General features: G+C 70.1%; 21 protein-coding genes and 3 pseudogenes. 18 read left to right on the top strand and 6 right to left on the bottom strand.

The features are described 5' to 3' along the window. Positions 1–231: 231 nt before the first annotated feature. Positions 232–579: a DUF6191 domain-containing protein gene (locus tag ACZ7FF_RS43430; RefSeq protein ID WP_470820100.1), complete on the bottom strand. Its 348-nt coding sequence runs from the start codon at positions 577–579 to the stop codon at positions 232–234. Between the two features lie 430 nt (positions 580–1,009). After that, positions 1,010–1,633 carry a TetR/AcrR family transcriptional regulator gene (locus ACZ7FF_RS43425; protein ID WP_470820098.1) on the bottom strand — a complete coding sequence of 208 codons (624 nt, stop codon included), beginning with the start codon at positions 1,631–1,633 and terminating at the stop codon, positions 1,010–1,012. Positions 1,634–1,779: 146 nt separating this feature from the next. Between ACZ7FF_RS43425 and ACZ7FF_RS43420 the strand changes: the two genes are divergently transcribed. The 9 genes from ACZ7FF_RS43420 (at position 1,780) to ACZ7FF_RS43380 (ending at position 10,276) form a co-directional block, all read left to right on the top strand. Then, positions 1,780–3,168: a flavin monoamine oxidase family protein gene (locus tag ACZ7FF_RS43420; protein ID WP_470820096.1), complete on the top strand. Its 1,389-nt coding sequence runs from the start codon at positions 1,780–1,782 to the stop codon at positions 3,166–3,168. After that, positions 3,165–3,545, top strand: coding sequence for a hypothetical protein (locus ACZ7FF_RS43415; protein ID WP_470820094.1), 381 nt, complete (start codon positions 3,165–3,167; stop codon positions 3,543–3,545). The genes ACZ7FF_RS43420 and ACZ7FF_RS43415 overlap by 4 nt, the downstream gene beginning before the upstream one ends. A 187-nt stretch (positions 3,546–3,732) precedes the next feature. Continuing rightward, a complete protein-coding gene (locus ACZ7FF_RS43410; RefSeq protein WP_470820092.1) occupies positions 3,733–5,166 on the top strand; it encodes an APC family permease in 1,434 nt (477 codons plus the stop codon). Between the two features lie 215 nt (positions 5,167–5,381). Further along, positions 5,382–6,011, top strand: coding sequence for a maleylpyruvate isomerase family mycothiol-dependent enzyme (locus ACZ7FF_RS43405; RefSeq protein ID WP_470820090.1), 630 nt, complete (start codon positions 5,382–5,384; stop codon positions 6,009–6,011). A gap of 38 nt (positions 6,012–6,049) precedes the next feature. Continuing rightward, positions 6,050–6,205, top strand: a complete 156-nt coding sequence (locus ACZ7FF_RS43400; RefSeq protein WP_470820088.1) for a hypothetical protein — start codon at positions 6,050–6,052, stop codon at positions 6,203–6,205. Then, on the top strand, positions 6,202–6,429 hold the full coding sequence (locus tag ACZ7FF_RS43395) for a hypothetical protein (protein WP_470820086.1): 228 nt from the start codon (positions 6,202–6,204) through the stop codon (positions 6,427–6,429). The genes ACZ7FF_RS43400 and ACZ7FF_RS43395 overlap by 4 nt, the downstream gene beginning before the upstream one ends. A 46-nt stretch (positions 6,430–6,475) precedes the next feature. Then, positions 6,476–8,182, top strand: coding sequence for an aldehyde dehydrogenase family protein (locus ACZ7FF_RS43390; RefSeq protein ID WP_470820084.1), 1,707 nt, complete (start codon positions 6,476–6,478; stop codon positions 8,180–8,182). An 18-nt stretch (positions 8,183–8,200) separates the two neighbouring features. Further along, positions 8,201–9,682 carry a long-chain-fatty-acid--CoA ligase gene (locus tag ACZ7FF_RS43385; RefSeq protein WP_470820082.1) on the top strand — a complete coding sequence of 494 codons (1,482 nt, stop codon included), beginning with the start codon at positions 8,201–8,203 and terminating at the stop codon, positions 9,680–9,682. A 123-nt stretch (positions 9,683–9,805) separates the two neighbouring features. Further along, on the top strand, positions 9,806–10,276 hold the full coding sequence (locus ACZ7FF_RS43380) for a hypothetical protein (protein ID WP_470820080.1): 471 nt from the start codon (positions 9,806–9,808) through the stop codon (positions 10,274–10,276). Here the strand turns inward: ACZ7FF_RS43380 and ACZ7FF_RS43375 are convergent. Then, positions 10,248–11,162: an IS5 family transposase gene (locus tag ACZ7FF_RS43375; RefSeq protein WP_470820118.1), complete on the bottom strand. Its 915-nt coding sequence runs from the start codon at positions 11,160–11,162 to the stop codon at positions 10,248–10,250. The genes ACZ7FF_RS43380 and ACZ7FF_RS43375 overlap by 29 nt on opposite strands. Positions 11,163–11,331: 169 nt before the next feature. Here ACZ7FF_RS43375 and ACZ7FF_RS43370 point away from each other — a divergent pair. From ACZ7FF_RS43370 to ACZ7FF_RS43345, 6 genes and pseudogenes are all read left to right on the top strand, one after another. Further along, a pseudogene (locus ACZ7FF_RS43370) lies at positions 11,332–11,706 on the top strand (transposase); the annotation flags it as partial. A gap of 43 nt (positions 11,707–11,749) precedes the next feature. Further along, entirely contained in the window at positions 11,750–12,532 is a 783-nt protein-coding gene (locus ACZ7FF_RS43365; protein ID WP_470820078.1) for a class I SAM-dependent methyltransferase, read from the top strand. A 681-nt stretch (positions 12,533–13,213) separates the two neighbouring features. Next, positions 13,214–13,993, top strand: coding sequence for a hypothetical protein (locus tag ACZ7FF_RS43360; RefSeq protein WP_470820076.1), 780 nt, complete (start codon positions 13,214–13,216; stop codon positions 13,991–13,993). Between the two features lie 188 nt (positions 13,994–14,181). Beyond that, positions 14,182–14,940: a TnsA-like heteromeric transposase endonuclease subunit gene (locus ACZ7FF_RS43355; protein WP_470820074.1), complete on the top strand. Its 759-nt coding sequence runs from the start codon at positions 14,182–14,184 to the stop codon at positions 14,938–14,940. Then, positions 14,937–15,266: a hypothetical protein gene (locus ACZ7FF_RS43350; protein ID WP_470820072.1), complete on the top strand. Its 330-nt coding sequence runs from the start codon at positions 14,937–14,939 to the stop codon at positions 15,264–15,266. The genes ACZ7FF_RS43355 and ACZ7FF_RS43350 overlap by 4 nt, the downstream gene beginning before the upstream one ends. 59 nt (positions 15,267–15,325) lie before the next feature. Further along, complete coding sequence (locus ACZ7FF_RS43345) at positions 15,326–15,871, top strand: hypothetical protein (protein WP_470820070.1); 546 nt, start codon at positions 15,326–15,328, stop codon at positions 15,869–15,871. Between the two features lie 10 nt (positions 15,872–15,881). Here the strand turns inward: ACZ7FF_RS43345 and ACZ7FF_RS43340 are convergent, their stop codons facing one another. Both ACZ7FF_RS43340 and ACZ7FF_RS43335 read right to left on the bottom strand, forming a co-directional pair. After that, entirely contained in the window at positions 15,882–16,226 is a 345-nt protein-coding gene (locus ACZ7FF_RS43340; RefSeq protein ID WP_470820068.1) for a hypothetical protein, read from the bottom strand. Positions 16,227–16,285: 59 nt separating this feature from the next. Further along, positions 16,286–17,077, bottom strand: a complete 792-nt coding sequence (locus tag ACZ7FF_RS43335) for an IS5 family transposase (protein WP_470820066.1) — start codon at positions 17,075–17,077, stop codon at positions 16,286–16,288. Positions 17,078–17,334: 257 nt separating this feature from the next. Here ACZ7FF_RS43335 and ACZ7FF_RS43330 point away from each other — a divergent pair. From ACZ7FF_RS43330 to ACZ7FF_RS43320, 3 genes and pseudogenes are all read left to right on the top strand, one after another. Then, positions 17,335–18,504: pseudogene (locus ACZ7FF_RS43330) on the top strand (transposase family protein); the annotation flags it as partial. Between the two features lie 443 nt (positions 18,505–18,947). After that, a complete protein-coding gene (locus ACZ7FF_RS43325) occupies positions 18,948–19,661 on the top strand; it encodes a hypothetical protein (protein ID WP_470820064.1) in 714 nt (237 codons plus the stop codon). A gap of 66 nt (positions 19,662–19,727) precedes the next feature. Then, positions 19,728–19,934: a hypothetical protein gene (locus tag ACZ7FF_RS43320; protein ID WP_470820062.1), complete on the top strand. Its 207-nt coding sequence runs from the start codon at positions 19,728–19,730 to the stop codon at positions 19,932–19,934. 82 nt (positions 19,935–20,016) lie between these two features. Here ACZ7FF_RS43320 and mobF read toward each other — a convergent pair. Next, positions 20,017–21,092, bottom strand: a pseudogene (gene mobF / locus ACZ7FF_RS43315) (MobF family relaxase); the annotation flags it as partial. Positions 21,093–21,183: the final 91 nt, after the last annotated feature.

Here is a 21,183-nt window from a genome sequence, read left to right as displayed (position 1 = left end):
TGCGCCAGGAAAAAGCTGCTGGAGTAGCTCCGAGCTCATACGCCTACGGGGGTAGTCGGCAAGCAGACCAAGTCGCCGCTGATCGGCCGCCACGGCGCGGACATAGCGTGCTGGTGCAGGGGCAGCGGTCAGGCAAGATGACCGGCTTCTGCCGGTCCGTGGATGCGCAGGGCTCAAGGAAACCGAAAACTCCTGGCAGCAGTGCACGAGCAGGTACGACGTGCCGAACCGTTACGGCGCGTCGCACCTGCTCGTGGCGCGCTGCGCGGGGCGCATAACCGCCTTGCCGGAGTCCAGGTCAACAGAGCTGGGGGGTGCACCGGATTCGGCGTCGTCCCGGAGGACAAGTTGGCGTTCCCGCTCGTGTTGCACGTGCCGCTGTGACGGATGGAAGAGCTCGCTCCATGCCTCAGCAGTGGATGCTCCTCCGCCGCCATGCCTGCGCCGCCGCCAGCCGACCCACGTAAAGAGGATCAGCCATAGGCAGATGACGACACTGCCAGTCGTAGGGGTATCGCCGAGGTGAGCTCGATAGCCGCCAATAGTTGATCTTGGTGTTCCGGTCGGTGCGCCCGTCACCCGTTCGGCTCAGTGTCGTTGGTGGTGATGCTGACCACCGTCTGGGCCCGGGGCGGGATTGCGACCTCGATCGAACGGACCGCGTCTCACGTCGACCTCGCAGCCTGACAACCCCATCCACCCCTGCCTTCCCGACTCCGGCACGCCCGTTGGCTGGGACAACCACCCCGGCCGTGCCAGCCAACGGGCTGCCCACCCGGCACACGATCCGCCGGGAGCGCCCCGCTTCGCGGGACATTCCCAAAGACCAGGACCAATCCCTACGAACCAACCGCGCCAGGGTTGACGAAACAGATAGGGGCACCCCCCGCCAGGCCCCCGGTCATCATCGCGATCATGGTCAAGAGGCAGCAGGCGGCGCCCCTGTCCCACAGCCTGATCGATGCGCGTGCTGGCACCCAGGCTGTGGTTGCGTAGCCGCCGCTCGCGACTACGCGGGGCTTTCAGGCTCCCGAGGCGGAGGCTTGGAGGTGAAGCCGGCCATCGACAGGGCGCAGGAGATCACGTTTTCCACGTCGCGCCGGGACTGTTCGGTCTCGTGGTGGACCTCGTACTGGATGACCAGTCCGTCGATCGCCGCGACGAGGAACCGCACCAGTGCGGCCAGCTCCATCGGCGGCGGTGAAGCCTCGTGGGCGAGTGCGGAGCGGAAGACGTCTTCGACGAAGGCGCAGTAGCGGGTGTACTGCCAGGCGGCGAGCCACTCGAAGCCGGGGTTGCGGCGGCAGTAGATCATCAGTTCGTACTGCATCAGCTGCAGCCCGTCGTCGCCCACCACGAAGGCCCAGAAGGCGCGTACTGCGTCGGCGATCGCTGCGGCCAGTCCTCGCTCGGGTGTCACCGCGTTGCGCAGGATCTGCTCGACCTGCTCGGTCACCGCACTGATGACCTCGGTCAGCAACTCGTCCTTGCCCCGGAACGCGTAGTGGAACGCGGCCTGTGCCATCCCGGCCTGTTCGGCGATGCGGCGCGTCGTGGCCCGGTCCAGCCCTTCGCGTGCCATGACCTCGATGGCCGCTTTCACAAACTGCTCGCGGCGCTCTTCGACCTTCATCCGAGGCAGGTTCGTCACCTTCTTCCCAGGTTCGCGACCGGGTCTTCCGGTCACCTCTTGACACCTTCACCGAATCATACTTCACTCTGGCCACTCGACTTGGTCGAACGACCAAGTTAATTGACCAAGTTATGGAAGGTGGCCTCGTGCCCGAGAATTACGACACCGACGTCGTCATCGTCGGCGCTGGACTGGCCGGGCTGAGCGCCGGCCGCACCCTGCACGCCCAAGGCGTGGAGGTGCTTGTTCTTGAGGCGCGTGACCGGGTCGGCGGGCGCACCTGCTCCGTTGTCGAGGACGACGGGCGGTTGGTGGAGTACGGCGGCCAGTGGATCGGCCCGACCCAGGACCGGATCAACGCGCTCGTCGAGGAGTTCGGTCTGGCGACGTTCACGCAGTACAGCGACGGGGACAACCTGCAGCGCACCGAGGACGGCAGACTGCTGCGCTACCACGGGGCGATCCCCACCGGGGACCCGGTGGTGGCCGCGGACCTCATGGAGGCCATGGTCGAACTGACCGCACTGGCCGCCGAGGTCGGCGCCGAGGCCCCGTGGACCCACCCGCAGGCCGCCGTGCTGGACTCCACCACCGTCGAGAGCTGGATCGGCGCGCAGCCGTACTGCGCGGGCGCGAAGGAGTGGCTGCGCGCTTTCACCCGCGCCCTGTTCCCCGCCGAGCCCGGGGAGGTGTCGCTGCTGCATGCGCTGTTCTACATCGCCTCCGGCGGCGGCGTGGAGCGGATGATCGGGGTGATCAACAGCGCGCAGGAGACCCGCCTGAGCGCCGGAGCGATGGGCGTCTCGCTCGGCCTGGCCGGGGTGCTAGGCGACCGGGTCCGTCTGTCCTGCCCGGTCCACCGGATCGACCAGGACGAGAGCGGTGTCGTCGTGCATCACGAGCAGGGCCGGGTGCGTGCGCGGTACGCCGTCGTCGCCGTCCCGCCGCCGCTGGCCGGCCGGCTGCGCTACAGCCCGGCGCTGCCGGGCCTGCGCGATCAGCTGACCCAGCGGGTGTTCATGGGCTCGGCTATCAAGACGACCGTGGTCTACCCCGAGCCGTTCTGGCGTGCCGACGGCCTCACCGGGCACAGCACAGGACACAACACCTTGACCTTCGACCAGAGCCACCCGGACCGTGCGGAGGGCGTGCTGGTCAGTTTCACCGACTGTGACGCCGCGCGGCGCGCGCTGCGGATGAGCCCCGAAGAACGGCAGCGGCAGGTCGTGGCCGAACTGGTCTCGGTTTTCGGACCCAAGGCGGCGCAGCCGATCGCGGTCTACGAGAAGGTGTGGCTCGAGGAGGAGTGGTCCCGCGGTTGCTACACCGGGATCCTGAGCCCGGGCACCTGGTCCACGCTGGGCCCGGCGCTGCGCGAGCCGGTCGGCCGGATCCACTGGGCCGGCACCGAGTACGCCACCATGTGGAGCGGCTACATGGACGGCGCGGTGCGCTCGGGCGAGCAGGCTGCCGCCGCGGTGGCAGCCGAACTGGGCCTGGCCGCCGGGCTGCCCACGGCGGAGGCCACTCGATGAGCGAGGCGATCCGAGAGAGCGTCGGAGCGGACGAGCTGTTCGACGCGCTGAGCGAATACGCGATCAAGGCCGGGGCCAGCCCCCGGGTCGGCAAGACGCTCGGCGGCTGGAACTGTCACATTCACATCCTGGCCACCGACCACGACGCAGCCTTCACCCTCGACGTCGCCGGCGGACGTCCCGCATCGCCGACGGCCGGATTGTCCGGCGCGGCCGATCTGGTGGTGCGCGGCCACAGCTTCGACCTGGCCGAGATCTTCTGGGGCGACGCCAACCCGGCATCCAACTACATGCAGGGCGCCATCCGCACCCAGGGCCGGGCCGAAGACGTCATGCGCCTGGACGCCATGGCGATGTTCGTCTTCCTGGGCCAGTAGCCACACAGCGCCATGCGGGCTCGTGCCGGGGCGTGGGCCCACGCCCCGGCCGGCCTGCCCCAAACCCCACCATCCGCCGGCGGAACTGCCGGGGGCGAAGCCCCTCCGGCTCGGCCGGCGGGACGGCCGCGCCACGACACCTTGCGACGACCGTGATCTTGTAACTGAGCTCAGATAGGGAAACCTCATGGCCGAACCGTTGGCGCAGCCGGTGCTGCGCCGGGCGCTGTCGTTCGGCGGCGCCTCCGCGATCTCCACCGGACTGGCGTTCGCCGCGATCAACTTCCTGGGCCTCGCGCAGCTGCTGACCTATGTCAGCGGGCCGATGTCCTGGCTGGCCATCCTCGCCGGTGGCCTGGTCATCCTGGCCGTGCGGTCCGTGTTCGCGGAGCTGAACGGCATGTACCCGACGGCGGCCGGCCTCCGGCTGTGGCTGGCCCGCGCCATGCCGGACAAGGCGGCGCTGACCATCACGCTGACCTACATGCTGGCAATCGTGCTGGTGATCGCCGCCGACGCCTACATCATCGGCGAAGCCCTGGCGTACGCCTTCGGCAACGGCCGGCTGATCGCGATCGGCTACGTCGCCCTGCTGCTCGTCCTGGCCACCTGGCTGAATCTGCGCGGGATCAAGCTCGCCGGAGCGGCCGAGCGGATCGTCACCACCATCGTGGTGCTGGCCACCGTCGCGATCGGCGTCGCAGCGATCGCGCACCCGGGCCACCACACTGCGCTGGGCGCGGGCTCGACGAGTTCGCCGATCCAGGCCCTGATCCTCGGCATCTTCGTCTACACCGGCTTCGAGTGGGTGACCACGAACGCCGAGGAGGTCACCGAGCCGCGGATCATCCCGCGGGCGATGCTGGTGGCCGTGCTGGTCCTGGCCGGCTGCCAAGCGGTGTTCGCGGTGGCGATGGGCGCCACCCTCGACGGCGCCGCGCTCGGCAGCGCCTACCCGCAACTGCTGGTCGCCCAGCAGGCACTGGGCCGGGTCGGGATGCTGGTGATGCTCGCCGTCACGGCGCTGACCGCGGTCAACACCTTCAACGGCGGGTTCGTCACGCTCTCCCGGTTCATGTACGCCGTCGCCCGTGAAGGCAAGCTGCCCCGCCCGCTGACCCGGCTCAACGAGCAGGCGGTGCCCGTGGTCCCGGTGTGGATCCTCGGTGGCAGCTCCCTTGTCCTGTCCGCGATCGTGGCAGCCACTGGCTCCTTCGCCGCGATCGTCTCACTATGCGCGGCACTGGAGATGGCGGTGTACAGCGCCGCCGGGTACTGCGTATGGAAACTGCGCCGACTGGAGCCCGACACCGACCGCCCCCACCGGCTGCGGGGAGGCGCACCCGTGGCAGCCGCACTCACGCTGGTCTTCGCCCTGATGGCCTTGCTGGCCTCGGTCAGCGTCGGACCGCGGTTCAGCGCGGTGCCAGTCGTGCTGCTGCTGGCCTGTGCCGGGCTGGTCGCCGTCTACGTGTGGACGTACGTGCCGCGGCTGGAGCGGCGCGAAGCCGAGGAGCTGGCCGCGCGGCGCGCCGCCCGCACCGCGGCCCGCGGCGCCGCCCGCACCGCCACGGCCGTGCGCGCGGAAACGCCGGAAGCCGAACAGGAGCCGCGGCAGTGAACACACCACCGGACTTTGGCACCGCCCCGATCGACCAGCGCTCGGCGTAGCCACCCGCGGCCCCGAAGGCTTGCGACCGGGCCCGCCCGTCACTGCCGAGGAGCGGACCGACGGTCCTTGGGCGACGGTGCAGAACACCCTGCGGGAAAGGCGAGCGGCGCTGCCGTCCGCGCGCTGCACAAGAGTCACCTCTTCGAACCGCACGGGTCCAGCCCGTGGTTGTGGAGCAGATTCATCCAGGAAAGGAACCGCAGGCTGTGTCCACCGCATGGCACTTGGAACTGCGCCGGGAACGCACCCGCTTCATGGAGACAATGAGCGAGCTGACCGACGATGAGTTCAACAACGCGAAAACTCTGTGTACGGACTGGGCCCCACGGGACGTCCTGGCACATGTGATCGGTCTGGACCGAATAGCATCCCATTACTTCCGGCCGTCGACACTGACGGTGAACCGGGGCAACGCACGGATGGTTGCGCACGGCAGGACGCTGAGCCGTGCGGAGCTGACCGACCTCGGGTGGAAGTCCGCCACGAAGCCCTCCGGCCAGGCACGGACCATGGCATGGCTGCTCACCGGAGACATGGCGATGCATCACCAGGACGTTCTGCGTGGCCTGGGGCGCAACCGTGAGATCCCCGAGACGGTGGCCCGCGCCTTGTACCGTGAAGGAGTCATCTGGAGCTGGCCGTTCGGCCGCAAGCTCACCCGCTATCGGGTCGTCCCCGTCACACCGGGCGGGACGCCGCGCGGTCGCGGCCAGGTGGTCCGCGGCACCACCGAAGCGCTGAGCATGTGGCTCGCAGGGCGCGAGAGCGTCGCCGGCGAACTCACGTTCCAGTAGGTCAGCGACAAGTATCCGGCCAGCGGCTGCGCCACGGTATGAGCAGTCGTCGGGCCCGTGCCCGCCTGGGCGGCATCACGCTGATCCTCTGCGTTCCGACCTACCTGGCCCTGCCGGGGCTTCCGCACGGCCTCCTCACCGCGGTCCTGCTGCCGGGATTCGGTGTGGTCGGCGTGATGACCGGCACGCCGTGACGACCGTCGCCGACCTCACCCCCGGTCGGCGCCGCGGTGGCGCGCTGGGCCCTGATGACCACCGCCGGACCGGTCGCCCCGGCGCCGACCGACTCGCTGACGCTCACGGCGCCGCCGGCTACCCGCTCGGCGTGCGACTCACCGCAGCTCTGCTGCTGCCCGGCGGGACCGCCACCGTCGTCCCGGTCGACCCCGCCCATGACGGGCGCCTTCCGGGCGAGTGAGCCGCCCCGGTTCCTACCCCACTTGTTCGCATCGCCAAGGAGTAACGTGCACAGCACCCCCCTCGACACCGTCGCCCTCGACCGCGCCCTGCACGAACTGCGGGAGAACGCCACGTTCTGGGCCGCGGCACCGCTCGCCGAGCGGATCGGCCTGCTGGAGCGGCTGATGCCACGCATCCGCGACGGAGCCGCCGCGCTGGCCGCGGCCAGCGCCCGCGCCAAGGGGTACAGCCCCGACTCCCCCTGGGCCACGGAGGACTGGGCGGGCGGCCCGTGGGCGCTGGCCCAGAACGTCAGCGCCCGCCTCCGGGTACTGCGTCGGATCCCCGCCGGCCAGGACCCGCTTCCCGCGCGGGCGGTCCACGAACACGGCGGCCGTACCAGGGTGGACGTCTTCCCCGCCACCGGCTGGGACCGCGTGCTGCTCAGTGGCTACTCGGCCCAGGTCCGGATGCGGCCGGGCACCACCGCCGAGCAGGTGCGCCACCGTGCGGCCGGACAGCACCGCGGCCGCCCGGGGCCCGCTGGGGTGGCGCTGGTGCTCGGCGCGGGCAACGTCGCCGCCCTAACCGCCGTCGACATCCTGCACAAGCTGTACGCCGAGAGCCAGGTCGTCGTCGCCAAGATGAACCCGGTCAACGCCTATCTGCGGCCCCACTTCGAGCGGATCTTCGCCGAGTTCACCGAGCGCGGCTGGCTGCGGTTCGTCGACGGCGGCCCCGCCGAGGGCGCGTACCTCACCACCCACGAGGGCGTGGACTCCATCCACATCACCGGCAGCGACCGCACCCACGACGCCATCATGTGGGGCACCGACGACCAGGCCGAACAGCGCCGCCGCGACGACCGGCCCTTGGTCGACAAGCCGTTCACCAGCGAGCTGGGCGGAGTGAGCCCGTGCATCGTGGTGCCGGGACGGTGGAGCGCGGCGGACTTCCACTTCCAGGCCGAGCACATCGTCACCAGCAAGATGAACAACTCCGGCCACAACTGCATCGCCAGCCAGGTGCTAGTTCTGCCCCGCTCCTGGACCGGCACCGAGCGGCTGCTCGACGAGATCCGCACGGTGCTGCGCACCCTGCCGGCCCGCAGCGACTACTACCCCGACGCCGACCGGCGGCTGGCCGCGGTCCGCGCGGCACATCCGGAGGCCGAGAGCTACGGCGACGGCGGCCGGCTGCTGGTGCCGGACATCGCCGACCACGATGACGTGCTGCTCAGCACAGAGGTGTTCGCCAGCGCCCTCGGCGTGGTACGCCTGCCCGGCGAGACCCCGGCCGAATTCCTGGGCAACGCCGTCGACTTCGCCAACGGCACCCTCCCGGGCACGCTCGGCGCGACCCTGATCGTCCACCCGGCCACCGAACGGGCCCACCGGGCCGTGGTGGAGGCGGCCGTCGCCGAGCTGCAATACGGCACCCTCGGCGTCAACTGCTGGTCCGCCGTCGGTTTCCTGCTCGGCTACACGCCCTGGGGCGCCTACCCGGGCAACACCCGGCAGGCGATCGGCAGCGGCATCGGCTTCGTCAACAACGCCTTCATGCTCGAGGACGTCGAGAAGACCGTGGTGCGCGCGCCCTTCGCGCCCGCCCCGCGTGGTCTGTTCACCGGCTCGCCGTCACTCTCACCCCGCCCCCCGTACTTCGTCACCAACCGCACCGGGCGCACCACCCTGCAACGCGTCACCGGCTTCACCACCGCACCCGGCATCACCCGACTGCCCGCCATCTTCGCCTCCGCACTCCGCGGCTGATCAGGAACCGATCCCCTCATGAACCTCAATGGCTGCCTCGCCCGCGCTGCCACCGAGCACGGCCACCGCCGTGCGGTCGAACTCGGTGACCAAGGACTGAGCTACGCCGAGTTGGCAACCCTCGCTGGTCGTACCACCGCGCTCCTCGCCACCCATGGCGTCGGCCCCGGCGACCGGGTCGGCCTGATGCTGCCCAACCTTCCCGAGTTCCCCGTGCTCTACTACGGCGTGCTGGGCGCCGGTGCCGTCGTGGTACCGATGAACCCCCTGCTCAAGCCCCGCGAGATCGCCCACCAGGTGCGCGACTCCGGCATGGCGCTGCTCCTGGCCTGGGACGGCGCCGCCGACCAGGCCCGGGCCGGCGCCGACGACACCGAAACCCCGGTGGTACCGATAGTGCCCGGTGGGCTGGAGACGCTGCTGGCCGAGCAACCGGACCCCACGGAGGCCGTTCCGCGGAAGGACGACGACCTCGCCGTCATCCTGTACACCTCCGGCACCACGGGCGCGCCCAAGGGCGCCATGCTCACCCACGCCGGGCTGGCCCGCAACGCCGAGATCGGCGGGCGCATCCTGCTCCGGCTCACCCCTGACGACGTGGTGATGGGCTGTCTGCCTCTCTTCCACGCCTTCGGACAGTCCTGCGCCATGAACGCCGCCGTGGCGACGGGTGCCCGACTCACCCTGCTCGCCCGCTTCGACCCGGTCCAGGCCCTGCGCACCATCCACGAGCGACGAGTCACCGTCTTCGAGGGCGTGCCGACCATGTACGCCGCCATGCTCACCGAACACGAGCGCGGCACCGGGACACACGGCACCAGCTCCCTGCGGCTGTGCGCCTCCGGTGGTGCCTCGCTCCCGGTGGAGGTTCTCCACGCCTTCGAGGCCGTCTTCGGATGTCCGGTCCTGGAGGGCTTCGGCATGTCCGAGACCTCCCCGATCGCCTCCTTCAACCACCCCGACCGGCCCCGCAAGCCCGGCTCCGTCGGCACACCCGTCGAGGGCGTCGAGATGTGCCTCCTCGACCCGCAGGACGGTGTCGGCGAGCTCTGCGTCCGCGGGCACAACGTGATGGCCGGCTACTGGAACCGTCCCGAGGCGACCGCCGAGACCATCATCGACGGCTGGCTGCACACCGGTGACCTGGCCCGCGTCGACGAGGACGGCTACTACTACATCGTCGACCGCAAGAAGGACCTCATCATCCGCGGTGGCTACAACGTCTACCCGCGCGAGATCGAGGAGGTGCTGTACGAGCACCCCGCCGTGGCCGAGGCCGCAGTGATCGGCACACCACACGTCACGCTCGGCGAGGAGGTTACCGCCGTGGTCGCGCTGCGTCACGGCAGTACGGCCAGCGCGGACGAGCTACGGGAGTTCGTCCGCGACCGTGTGGCGGCTTACAAGTACCCGCGTGAGGTCCGGCTAGTCGACGCTCTGCCCAAGGGACCCACCGGCAAAATCCTCAAGCGCCAGATCACCGCCCCGGAGAGCCGCTGAGCTGAGACGCCATCCGCTTTCCGAACGTGATCATTTGGTTCGGGCTGGGTGGGCATGAACTCCGGCTGGTGGCGGGAGAGATGGGCGTGGTTCGTCTGCTCGTCCTGTTTGTGGAGGTGGCTGGTGCCGTCGGTGCTCGGTCTGTTGGAGGCCCGGGAAAAGAAGGTCCGGGAAGAGGTGGCACGGCTGCGGGAGGAGGCCGAGCGGGTGGAGACTGCCCTCGGCCAGGCGGAACGGGCACTTCAACGTCTGGCGGATGCCCGTGTGACGGTGACTGAGGTGCTGGCCGAGCCGCCCGTCGCGGTCGCGGAGCCGGTGGTGAGTGCGGTGGCGGGGTCGGTGGTGCCCAGACGGACCGAGGGCATGACAGCGGCGGTCCTGCCTCCGGACTACCAGCGGATCATGTCCGTGCTGGAGTCGGATGCGGCCCGGGAGGGTATGCGGTGCCAGCAGCTGGCCGTGGCCCTGGGCCTTCAGGCGGTTCCAGCGATGGTCGAGGGGCTGCGGTCGAAGGCGAAACGCCTGGTGGAGCGGGGGTGGGCGCTCCAGGTGCGGCCGGGGGTGTTCACCCCGCTCGGGGCGTCGGCCGGCTGAAGGCGCAGGGGCGGCGCCGGGCCAGGCGGCTGTTCATGAGCATGGTCATGGACCACAGCACCATGGCCTCGTGCATGGCGGGCAGTGTCTCGTAGTCGCGCACCAGGCGGCGCGATCGCATCAGCCAGCTCAGAGTGCGCTCCACCACCCACCTGCGCGGCAGCACCACGAACCCGCTGGTGTCGTCGGTGCGTTTGACGATCTCAAGGGCGATCTGGAGTTTCTCGGCCGCCCAGTCGACGAGCCGACCGGCATAACCGCCGTCCGCCCAGACGAGGCGGATGGAGAAGTACATGGTGCGCAGCCGCTCGAGCAGCGGGACGGCGGCGTCGCGGTCCTGCACGCTCGCCGCGGTCACTGCGACGGCCAGGACCAGGCCGAGGCAGTCCACGACCAGGTGCCGCTTGCGGCCACCCACTTTCTTCCCGCCGTCCCACCCGGACGTCGAGCGCGGGATGTTCGCCGCCGCCCGCAGCCACTGCGAGTCCACGATGGCGGCCGTCGGGTCCGGCGAACGGCCTTCCTTCTGGCGGACCTTGTCACGCAGCCGGTCGTGGAGTTCGGTGAGCAGGCCCGTCACCTGCCAGCGTCGGGCGAACGCGTGCACCCGCCGGTACGACGGGAAGTCGCAGGGCAGGTTGACCCACTTGACGCCGTTGTCGACGACGTAGCGGACCGCGTCCAGCATGACGCGGTGGCAATAGCCCTCCGGTCGACCGCCCCGCCCCTGAAGCCACGCGGGGACCGGCAGCAGTGGCCGGATGACCTGCCATTCGGCCTCCGTCAGGTCGGAGCCGTAACACGGGGCGCGGTCCGGCCCGTCCGCCGCGTTGCCGAACCTGTGCGCGAGACAGTCACACGCCGGAGACGGAGCGTTGGACTCCACGGACGCAAACGCGACAGACTGCGACACAGGGCCTCCTGGTGCTGCTCGGTTGGGATCGCAACCCCGAGCTACCAGGAGGCTCTGCCGTTATGCCCCGACCACCGAGGGATCACCCGAACAGGATCCGTGTTCGACTGATCAAGCCTGTCCAGCGGTAAGCGGATGGCGTCTGAGATCAATCCGGGCGGCCCGCCCGGACGGCGCCCCGATCTACGTCATCCTGGACAATCTGTCCGCCCACAAGGGCGACACCATCCGGCGCTGGGCAAAGAAGAACCGGGTCGAGCTGTGCTTCACCCCGACCTACGCGTCCTGGGCCAACCCGATCGAAGCCCACTTCGGACCGCTCCGGCAGTTCACCATCGCCAACTCCAACCACCGCAACCACACCACGCAGACCCGAGCCCTCCACGCCTACCTCCGCTGGCGCAACGCGAACGCCCGCCACCCCGACGTGCTGGCCGCCCAACGCCGCGAACGCGCCCGTATCCGCAGCGAGAAGGGCATCCGCTGGGGCGGCCGAAGTCAGGCAGCCGCTGCCTAAAACTGCCCGCACTCCCCGGCGGCCACGCACTACCGTGGGATACATGCCCGAGCCCTCCGTGCGGGATTTCTACGACGATTTGGCCCACGACTACCACCTGATGTTCCGGGACTGGGACGCAAGCATCACCTACCAGGCCGAGGTATTGGGCGGGCTCGTCCGCCAATCTCTCGGCGCGGGTCCACACACCGTCCTGGACTGCTCGTGCGGGATCGGCACCCAGGCCATCGGGCTGGCCCTGGCCGGGCACCAGGTCGTCGGCAGCGACTTGAGCCCGGTCGCCGCCGCGCGCGCCGCCGCCGAGGCGGCGGCCCGTGGCAGCCGGCTTCCGGCCGCTGCGGCTGACATGCGCCAACTGCCTTTCAAAGAGACGTCATTCGACGTCGTCCTCTGCGCGGACAACTCGCTCACGCACCTACTCTCCGGGCAAGATCTCCGGGCGGCACTCCTCGGCATGAGACGGGTACTTCGAGACGACGGACTGTTGATGATCACTGTTCGGGCCTATGCCGAGGCGCGCCAGACCAGACCTACGTCGACACCGCCCCAGGTCTCGCAAACACGCGACGGCCAAGTGATCACCTTCCAGCTGTGGCACTGGCACGAGGACGGCGAACGCTACGACCTGGAGCACTTCCAGCTCATCCCCGCAAAGAACACCTGGCACGTCCGAGTCCGCCGCACCACCCACTGGGCGCTGACGCCCCCGCAGCTGACAGAGTTCGTGACTGAAGCCGGCTTCGCCAACATCACCTGGCACAGTCCGGCCTCCAGCGGGTACTACCAGCCCGTGCTCACCGCACAGCGCGCTCCCTCAGCGCAGTAGTCCAGACATCGGCTCCGCCCTGCCCAACTTCCCGTTCATCCATGGCAAACCGGTGAACGTTGCCGGTCACAGCACTAAGACGTCCGTCCGGGCCGGTGAACACGAGACCGTGGTGGAGTGATCCGTAACCCCGTCCTCCTGCGGACCGCTCCCCTGCAGCGGGAGACGACCTCGTCGCTGATCTGCCGCGTCGCCAGCCGCTACGGGATGGAAGCAAAGGTGCTGCGGGCCTGCCACCTGGGCACGAGGGAGGGGGCGCGCGGGCCGATGCCGAGGTGCTGATGAACGCGGCCGGGCGGCAGCTCCTAGTTGGCATGTGCGGCGTGGAGGAGGATGTGCTGGCGCGGGCGTTGCCGTCCCGGGCGCAAGAGGATCCCAAGCTGCGCGCCGAGGCTGGCGATCCGGTGGGGTTGTGGCGGGTCGGTGGTGCGGTGGCCGGTCCGGTGGCGTTCGGCTGCCGACTGTGCACGGCGCGGCGTACAGGAGTGGCTGTGCGGGTGGTACGGTACGCGCCGCGGTGGGAGCGGGTGTGCGTGCGGCATGGGCGGTGGCTGCTGGACGCGGACGCCAACCAGCCGCTGGAGCACCTCGACCTGCGTGGCCTACCGGAGGTGATGGCGGCGCAGCGGCGCTGGGCGAGGGTAGCGCGGCGGGCGGTGCGGGCGGGCGGAGCCGGAGCGGGTGTTCGCGCTGGCGCGGGCGGTGATGGCCCGGTGGTGGGAGCAGGCTTACAGCTGGCAGCGGGAAGTGATCTGGCCGCGGCGTCTGCACCAGGTTGCGGGCGGGGATGCCGGCGGTGATCTGGAGCAGTGGCGGATCGTGGGGCGGGACGCGGTCGTCTTCCCGGAGGTGGTGGCGGTGGCCGACGCGCTGCTGGACCCGGTCATGGCCGAGCTGGTGTGGGCCGACAGCGGTGCCGGGCGGCCGCGGGCGCTGCCCGCCGACGGGATGTTCTGCCGCAGGCTCGGTGAGCGGCTGGGGCGTACGTGGCTGGGGCCGCTGGCCGCGACAGACCACGGCGGGCCGCTCATCGCGTGGATGGGCAGCGTGATCCGCCTTCGCCGCGGCGCCGGCGGCCCGCCCGGGTACGACAACGACCTGTGGTGGCTGCGGCATGAACACCAGGCCGCGACCATGGCCGGACAGCTGCGCGTGCTGGGCAAGGAGGCGAAGACGCCCGGCTCGGGGACGATGTGGCGGGCTACGGTGCCCGCCGAGCAGCGCAGGCTGATCACCAGTGCTATCGACAGCGTCGAGGAGCAGCTGCTGCAGCTGCGCGGGGTGCAGACCGGTCCGACCGCCGACGTCGCCCGGCGGCTGCTGCGCGGGCTCGGTCACAGCGCGGGCCTGATCGAGAACGCCTGGAAGCGGACCGCTCTGGCGGCGGTGAACGGCGGGGTGCCGCTTGAAGAAGTGGCCGGTGGGTGGACATGCCTGTCGAGCTGCTCCGGGGGATGCTGACCGCGGACGGGTGGGAGGAGGGCGGCTGAGCACGGTGCGCCAGGAAGAAGTCGGCTGTTAGCTGATACGGCACTCGTTCGTGACAGGAACACTGAAAACGGCCGTCCGGGTGGGCGGGAGCGCCTTGGCTGGCGCGGGTGACCAGCACAGGAGCAGCCCGGCACCGGAGCCGGGCAGGGCGAGCGGCCGTGGGCCAGGGAACGGGATTCGAGGCGGTATTCCTCGACCCGGTGGGGCAGGCGGTGCAGCAGCGGTGGGCGGATGCCGCCCTGACCGTGGCGTTCGAGGACTTGCCGCCGGTGTCGGCGTTCCCGGTGGTCCCGGGGCGCCGCTGGGGGCCGGGTCTGTGGTGGTCGGCGACCACCGGACGGCACGTGGCCGCGGGGTCGAACGCCATGCGCACCCAGCTGATGGTCCTGGACCGCGACCCGGACGTGGCAGGCCTGGCGGGGCGGCCGGTGCGACTGCTGTGGCGCAATCTCCGCGGACTGGTGCGTTCCTGGGTGCCGCAGCTCTTCGCCCGCTACTGCGACGGCACCGCGCTGCTCGCCGACTGCCCCAGCCACCCCGAGGCGGGCGGCGAACGCGCCCAGAACGCTGCACGGGCGATGTCGGAAGCGTGCGCGGACGTCGGCTGGACCTACCAGCGCCTGGCCCCGCTCGACGACGTCCTGGCCGCCAACCTGAAATGGCTGGCCGGCTACCGCCACCCCCGCAACGCCGGCCAGCCCGGCCTGATGCCCGCTGTCTTGGAGGCGTTCACGCGGCCGCGGCCGCTGATCGAGGGGGCCAGCGCGGCCGGCGACCCCATCGAGGTCCTGCCCGCCGTCTTTCACGCCCTGTGGCACGGACAGCTGACGGCCAGCCTGGACACGCCGCTGCACGAACGCGTCCCCGTCGGGCTGCGGGGCTGGAGCAGCCGGGGCAAGACGGGAGGCGCCGGGTGAGCGCGCGGCGCAATGCCCGGCCGGCCGTGAAGGTCGGTGCTCACGTCCGGTTCCGTGGCGTGAAGTGGCAGGTGGTCGCTCTGTCGGGACAGGACATCCATCTCGTCGGCCCGGACGGCGGCGGTGAGGCCGTGCGCGCCGGGCACCTGTTCGCCGACCCCGGCTTCAGCGTCGTCGGGGCCGATGCGCCTCAGGCGGCACCGCAGTGGGGGCTGTTCGAGACCGCCCCCGCCGCGGCGCGTGAGAAGGCGCTGGCCTGGCAGCGGCATGTAAGGAGCTGTTGTCTTTCCGGGATTGAGGACCGCATTTCCACTGGTCAGGTATAGGGACGACGGTGTCGTTGCAGGGATGACCTGTCGTGTTGTCGCTCCGGTGGAGGTCGGAGATGCCGTCGGTCGTGGGGCTGCTGGAACAGCGCGAGTGCGCCGCTCGCCGTCGTGTGGATGAACTGCGGGAGGAGGCCGATCGGGTCCAGGCCGAACTGGCAGTGGCCGAGCGGGATTGGAACGAGTGGGTCATCGCTCGCTCGCGTGTCGGCGAGGTACTGGCCCCAGGCGACGGTGACGTCGCCGGTCTGGATGTCCCTGTGGCCCTGCCGGATAGCAGTGAACAGCCGGTGCCGGGCGGGGTCTCGGAATCAGCGAAGTTGAAGTCGGTGGTGCCGATGTGGCGTGCGGGACTGGCCTGGTCGGCGCTGTCGGTCGACTACCAGCGCATCCTGCGGGTCCTTGCCGACCGGGAACGACTTGGTCAACGTCCGTTTTCCTGCCAGGAGATGACCGTCCACTTCGGCCTGGAGACGGTTCCGGCGAAGGTGGAGGCGTTGCGGTCGAAGGCGAAGCGGATGGTGGCCCGAGGGTGGCTGGTCGAGCCGGTGCCGGGTCGGTTCACGCTCTCGGAGGGCGTGGCCGGACAACGCGCCGGATCGTGAACGGCGACGGTCAGACCCGCAGGGTTTCTCCCTGGGGGTCGAAGCAGACGAGCCCGTGCTCGCGTGCCAGGGCAGCCGCATACTCGGAGACTTCCTCCGCCCTGCTGTAGGACATGAGCAGATAGACGATCGGACCCGAGGCCTCGTCGATGACGGGCGGTGACGCCCAGGGGCTGCCAGTGGCATCGTCTGGATACCGCGCGACGAGTGCCTCGACGTAGGCCGCGATGCGCGGCGACAACTCGGCGATCACGTCTTCAGAATCGAGATAGCGCTCGTAGAGCTCGTCGAAGACAGCGCCGGCTTCGTCGCCGCGCGGCAGCTCTCCATCCCACACGGCCAGGTCATAGCTCATGCGCGAATGATCTCAGGTGCCAACCTGGCGTGGGCCGGAATCCCCAGCGCCGGACCGCTTCACACTCGCGAGGGATGCGGCCGGGCAAGGCGGCGGGTCATGAGCAGGGTCATCGACCAGTAGATCATCGCCTCGGCGCTGGTGGTGCGGCGCTCGAAGTCGCGCACCAGTCGGCGGGTGCGCATCAGGTGGGCGAAGAACCGCTCGACGATCCATCGCTTGGGCAGCACCACGAAGCCACGCATGTCGTCGCTGCGTTTGACGACCGCGATGACCAGGGTGAGAGCGGTGAGGCAGTACTCGATGAGGCTGCCGGTGTAGCCGCCGTCGGCCCAGACCAGCTCCAGCCGGTGGTGCGCGTCCACGACCCGGGTGAGCAGGGTCTGCGCGGCTGCACGGTCGCCGGTGTCCGCGGCGGTGACCTGCACCGCGAGCAGCAGGCCGAGGGTGTCGACGACGACGTGCCGCTTGCGCCCGTTGATCAGCTTGCCGCCGTCGAAGCCACGACTGTCGGCGCCGACGACGGCGTCGGCCTTGACCGACTGCGAGTCGATCACTCCGGCGGTCGGCTCCGCGTCCCGCCCCACCCGCTCGCGGACCTGTCCGCGCAGCCGGTCGTGGAATTCCTGGACCAGCCCGTGATCGCGCCAGCGGCGGAAGAACGCGTAGATGCGGTCCCACGGCGGGAAGTCGGCCGGCATAGCGCGCCACTTGACGCCGTTGTCCACGAGATAGCGGATCGCGTCCAACATCTGCCGGTGGCAGTACGCCTCCGGCTGTCCGCCGCGGCCACGCAGCCAGCCCGGCACCGGCAGCAGCGGGCGCGCCACGGCCCACTCGGCGTCCGTCATGTCGGTCGGATACCGGCGCTCACGCATCGGGTTGTCGGCGGCATTCCCGAACCGGTGAGCCAGGCAGTCACACTCCCGGGTGACCAGGCTGGACTGCCCGGACATTGGCACGCAAGACTGCGACACCAGGGGCCTCCTGCTGCTCGGTGATTCGACACCAACGAGCTGTTCAGGAGGCCCTACTTGTATGCGCCCAGCATCCCGCGATCACCTAATCGAGACTCCCGTTCGATCAACAAGCCTCACGACCGGTACGACAACGGCTACTAAGGGAAGTCGAATGCGGCCTGCCTGGCGGGCCCGGCAGCGAAGGAGCAGTGCGCGAGCAGTACGACCCCGAGCGGTACACGCTGGCCGAACGGGAGCAGGCCAAGGCGCAGGAGCTGACCGCGCTGGGTTTTGGCCGGGTGTCGCGCACCACGGTGCAGCGCATGCGTCTGGCCTACCGCAAACAAGGCCTGTGGGGGCTCCTCGACCACCGCACCACCCGTGCTTCCAGCCCCACCGGGCGGGCCGACGAACGGGTCGTCGCCGCCGTCCGCGAGGCACTGCGCCGCCGCCGCGGCCGCTCCCGCGGCACCATCAACGGCCTGTTCCCCCTGATCGGCCAGATCCTCGAGGACCGGCACGGCCCCGGCACGGTGCCCGCGCCGTCCCAGGCCACGCTGTACCGGCTCGTCCGCCAGCTCGCCCGGCCCGGCGAACTACCCACAGGGCCCGTCCGGCAAGTACCGGCGAGCGTCGACGGGCGGGCGTTCACCCCCGCCACAGCTTTGCGGCCCGGCGAACAGGTCCAGGTCGACACCACCCGCCTGGACGTCCTCGCCCTCTTCGACGACGGACGCCTGGCCCGGCCCGAACTCACCATCGCCGTCGACGTCGCCACCCGCGCCATCCTCGCCGCCGTGCTGTGCCCGAGCGCGACCAAAGCCGTCGACGCCGCCCTGCTGCTCGCGGAGATCGCCGTCCCCCACCCCGCCCGGCCCACCTGGCCGGACATCCTGAGCATGGACCACGCCCCCGCACTCCCCCACCAACGGCTGGCCGCACTCGACGAGCGTCTGGCCGGGGCCGCGGCCCGGCCCGTCGCCCTGCCCGAGACGATCGTCGTCGACCGCGGCAAAGTCTTCGTCTCCGCCGCGTTCACCGCCGCCTGCGAACACCTCGGCATCAGCGTCCAGCCCGCCCCGCCCCACGCCCCCACCACCAAAGGCATCGTGGAGCGGACCTTCGGCACCATCAACCACCTGTTCTGCCAGCACCTGCCCGGCTACACCGGCTCCGACGTCACCCGCCGCGGCCCCGACACCGAGAAAGACGCCTGCTACAGCGTCCCCCGACTCCAAGACCTGCTTGATGAGTGGCTGGTGCACTACCACCACCGGCCCCACGAAGGCCTCCGCCACCCACTGATGCCGAAGAAGGCCCCGCCCGCCCCGCCTCAGCCCGGTGACCGCCCAGTCGTGGTGGAGCCCGCTCCAGCTGCTGTCGGTGACCAGCTCGAAGACGTGAAGAAGCCGATGGACATGCTCCGCCGCAAGCTGACCGAACGGTGACCCCGGCCCTCTGCCGCGCCTTGCGGTCGGCGTCTGAGGCGCTGACCGGGGAAATGCCCACGCTTCGTGAGCATTGCGCCGCGAATCCCATCTGATTCCACAGGTCAGAACGGAAGGATCGGCACATAGGGCCTGCTTGAGTGCCTAAGCCTCCCGCGAGGGGGCCACCGGCCGTCGGAACGGCGGTCTAGCGTGGCGAAGAGTGTGGGCCGGCCGCGAGTCGGCCGGTCCGTGACAAAGCACCGTCGTGGCGAAGGCACCTGACAGCCTTCGGCCACGGCGGTGCCTCCTGGCAATCAAGGTGAGGTACACACATGTCCGATGACTTCTTGGATGTCCCCGTTAGCGAGACCCTGGAGCTTCTCCCCGAGGTTCCCCTCCTGCTCGACCGCTGCCGCGGGCTGGGGATGATCTCGCGAATTCTGCGGCCGCACGATGGTGACGCACGTGCCAGCTTCGTGCCTGCCGGATGCTCGGGGGACGCGCGCTTCCTCATCGACTGGGACGATGTGGCGAACCTGGACATCCACTTCCACGCCGGCGGCACCCTGATCTACGGACATCGACACGAGGCCGAGTCCGTCCCCGACGTCACGCAGATTCCCGCCCTCTTGCGTGACTGCTTGTTCAAAGCACCAGCAGACATCTACGACACGGATTTCCTTTCCTTCATCATCTGGCGCCTACCGGAAGACAGTGCCTGGCGCACCCCCCAGTACGACATCGATGACGAGGACGACGAACAACCGTGGGACTGCTCGGCAGAAGTACTGCGCGACCTCACAGCCGCCTCGCCGACCAGCCTCGAGTACGTCGGCAGCGTATGTACAGAGGACGGAGAGGTGGACGATGACCTGATCCCGTGGGTGGAGACGGGAATGACCAGGGAAGAAGCCGTATCCCACGTCCTGGCTCTCAAACCCCTGACCGAGCAGGTCGTCCGCACGCTCAACCCGTACATAGGACTGAGCGACATTTCTGAGGACATCACGGCCGTCGGCTACCCGCAGCCCCTGGGCGGCGTCTGACCTGTCCGTAGGACGTCGCGGCGGCCCGACCGACGGTGGCAGGCGCTGTACCGGGCGAGGTGCGCCGTGACCGCCCGCCAGGACTGGCCCGGCGGCCGCACCGCCTACCAGGTACTCATCGACACCGACGGGACAACGTCGAAGTCGCACCGCACCTACTGGTGGCCGCACGAAGGACTGCGCATCGCCCACCGCAGCGCCGCCGAACCCACCAGCGAGCCCGGTCGCGGCGGAGACCTGCCCCGCCCGCCACGACGCCTGAAGGTCACCTGATCCTGCGGCCGGTTTCGACACCGCCGCGTGGAAGGCATAAGCAGTGACGTGGACACCTCAAGCGCATCGCCCTCCAGGATGCTCATGCAACTCCTCCTGTGGTGCGGCCCGGTGTGTGCTGGGTGCCGGGCTGCTGGGTGTGCGGCTGCGGGGCCGTCGCCGGGCGCTGTGGACGCAGGCCGTGGGCGGCCTCGCGCGCCCGCCGGCTGTCCTGGATCGTGGCGGCCACCTTCGCGGCGGCGGCCTCAAAGGTCTGGCGGGTCTGCTCCAGCGCGTCGACGTCGATGCCGGTCTCCGGCTCCAGGCGGCGGCCGTCCTTCCGCCCGGCGTGCCGCCGCGCAGCGCGGACCCGGGCGGCCAGGGCGCCGGCGGCGAGGCGAGCCCGCTCGTACGGGGGCGCGGTGCGCTTGCGGGTCAGCGGGCCCAGCACGGCCCGGTCCTCGATGTCGCTCGGGTACAGAGCGCGCAGGTCGGCGGTCATCATCCGGCCGCTCCCGACGGGGCGGGTGTAGTGGTCGACGACCGCTTGCACGATCTGTTCGTCCAGGCCGGGCTGGTGGAGTCGGCCGCGTAGGACGTAGGCGAGGTGACGGCGGACTTCGGCGAGCAGGTGGTGACGTTTGAATGCGCCGCGCATCACGTACACTACGGCGACGGTATCCACGGCGGCCAGGACGACGTCGACCACAGGCCGCACCCGCGGCTGCTGGACGTTGGCTTTGCCGGGCGTGTCCGGTCGGCGGCCTGTCCGTCCAGCGCGTACGCGGCCCGCTCCCCCGGCGCATGTCCGTGCTCCGCCTCGTAGTCGGCCACCAGCACGGGCGTCGTGTCCGCGATCTGCTGACGGCGGGTGGACTGCCAGCCTATGAGCCTCTGATCGATCCCCGCGATCTCCAAGACCGGTCGGCGGCCCGGGGTCGCCTCGCGCGGCTCCCATGCCCACCCGAGACGGGCGGACACCTCCTCCATGAAATGGAGGGCGTAGAGAGTGCCGGCCGCGACGACGTTCTCCAGCATCGAATCCGACGACAGGTTCCCCCACGTCCCGTCCGGACGCCGGGCGCGGATCGACATCAGGGCGTGGTCATGGAGCAGCGGTTGACCGGCTCTCGACTCGTAGTGCCGGAACACCGCGACGATCAGACCGTCCTTCACGGGAGTGTCCAATAGACGGCGGATCCGATGATCAAGGAGACGCCTGAAATGAGCGAGACCATCAGCGAGCACGAGACGGTGGAGGAGCCGGTCG

The sequence above is a fragment of the Streptomyces sp. NPDC037126 genome (genome assembly GCF_055605965.1).
Note: the sequence above shows the minus strand (reverse complement) of the source record. Positions and strands in the feature narration are given on the sequence as shown.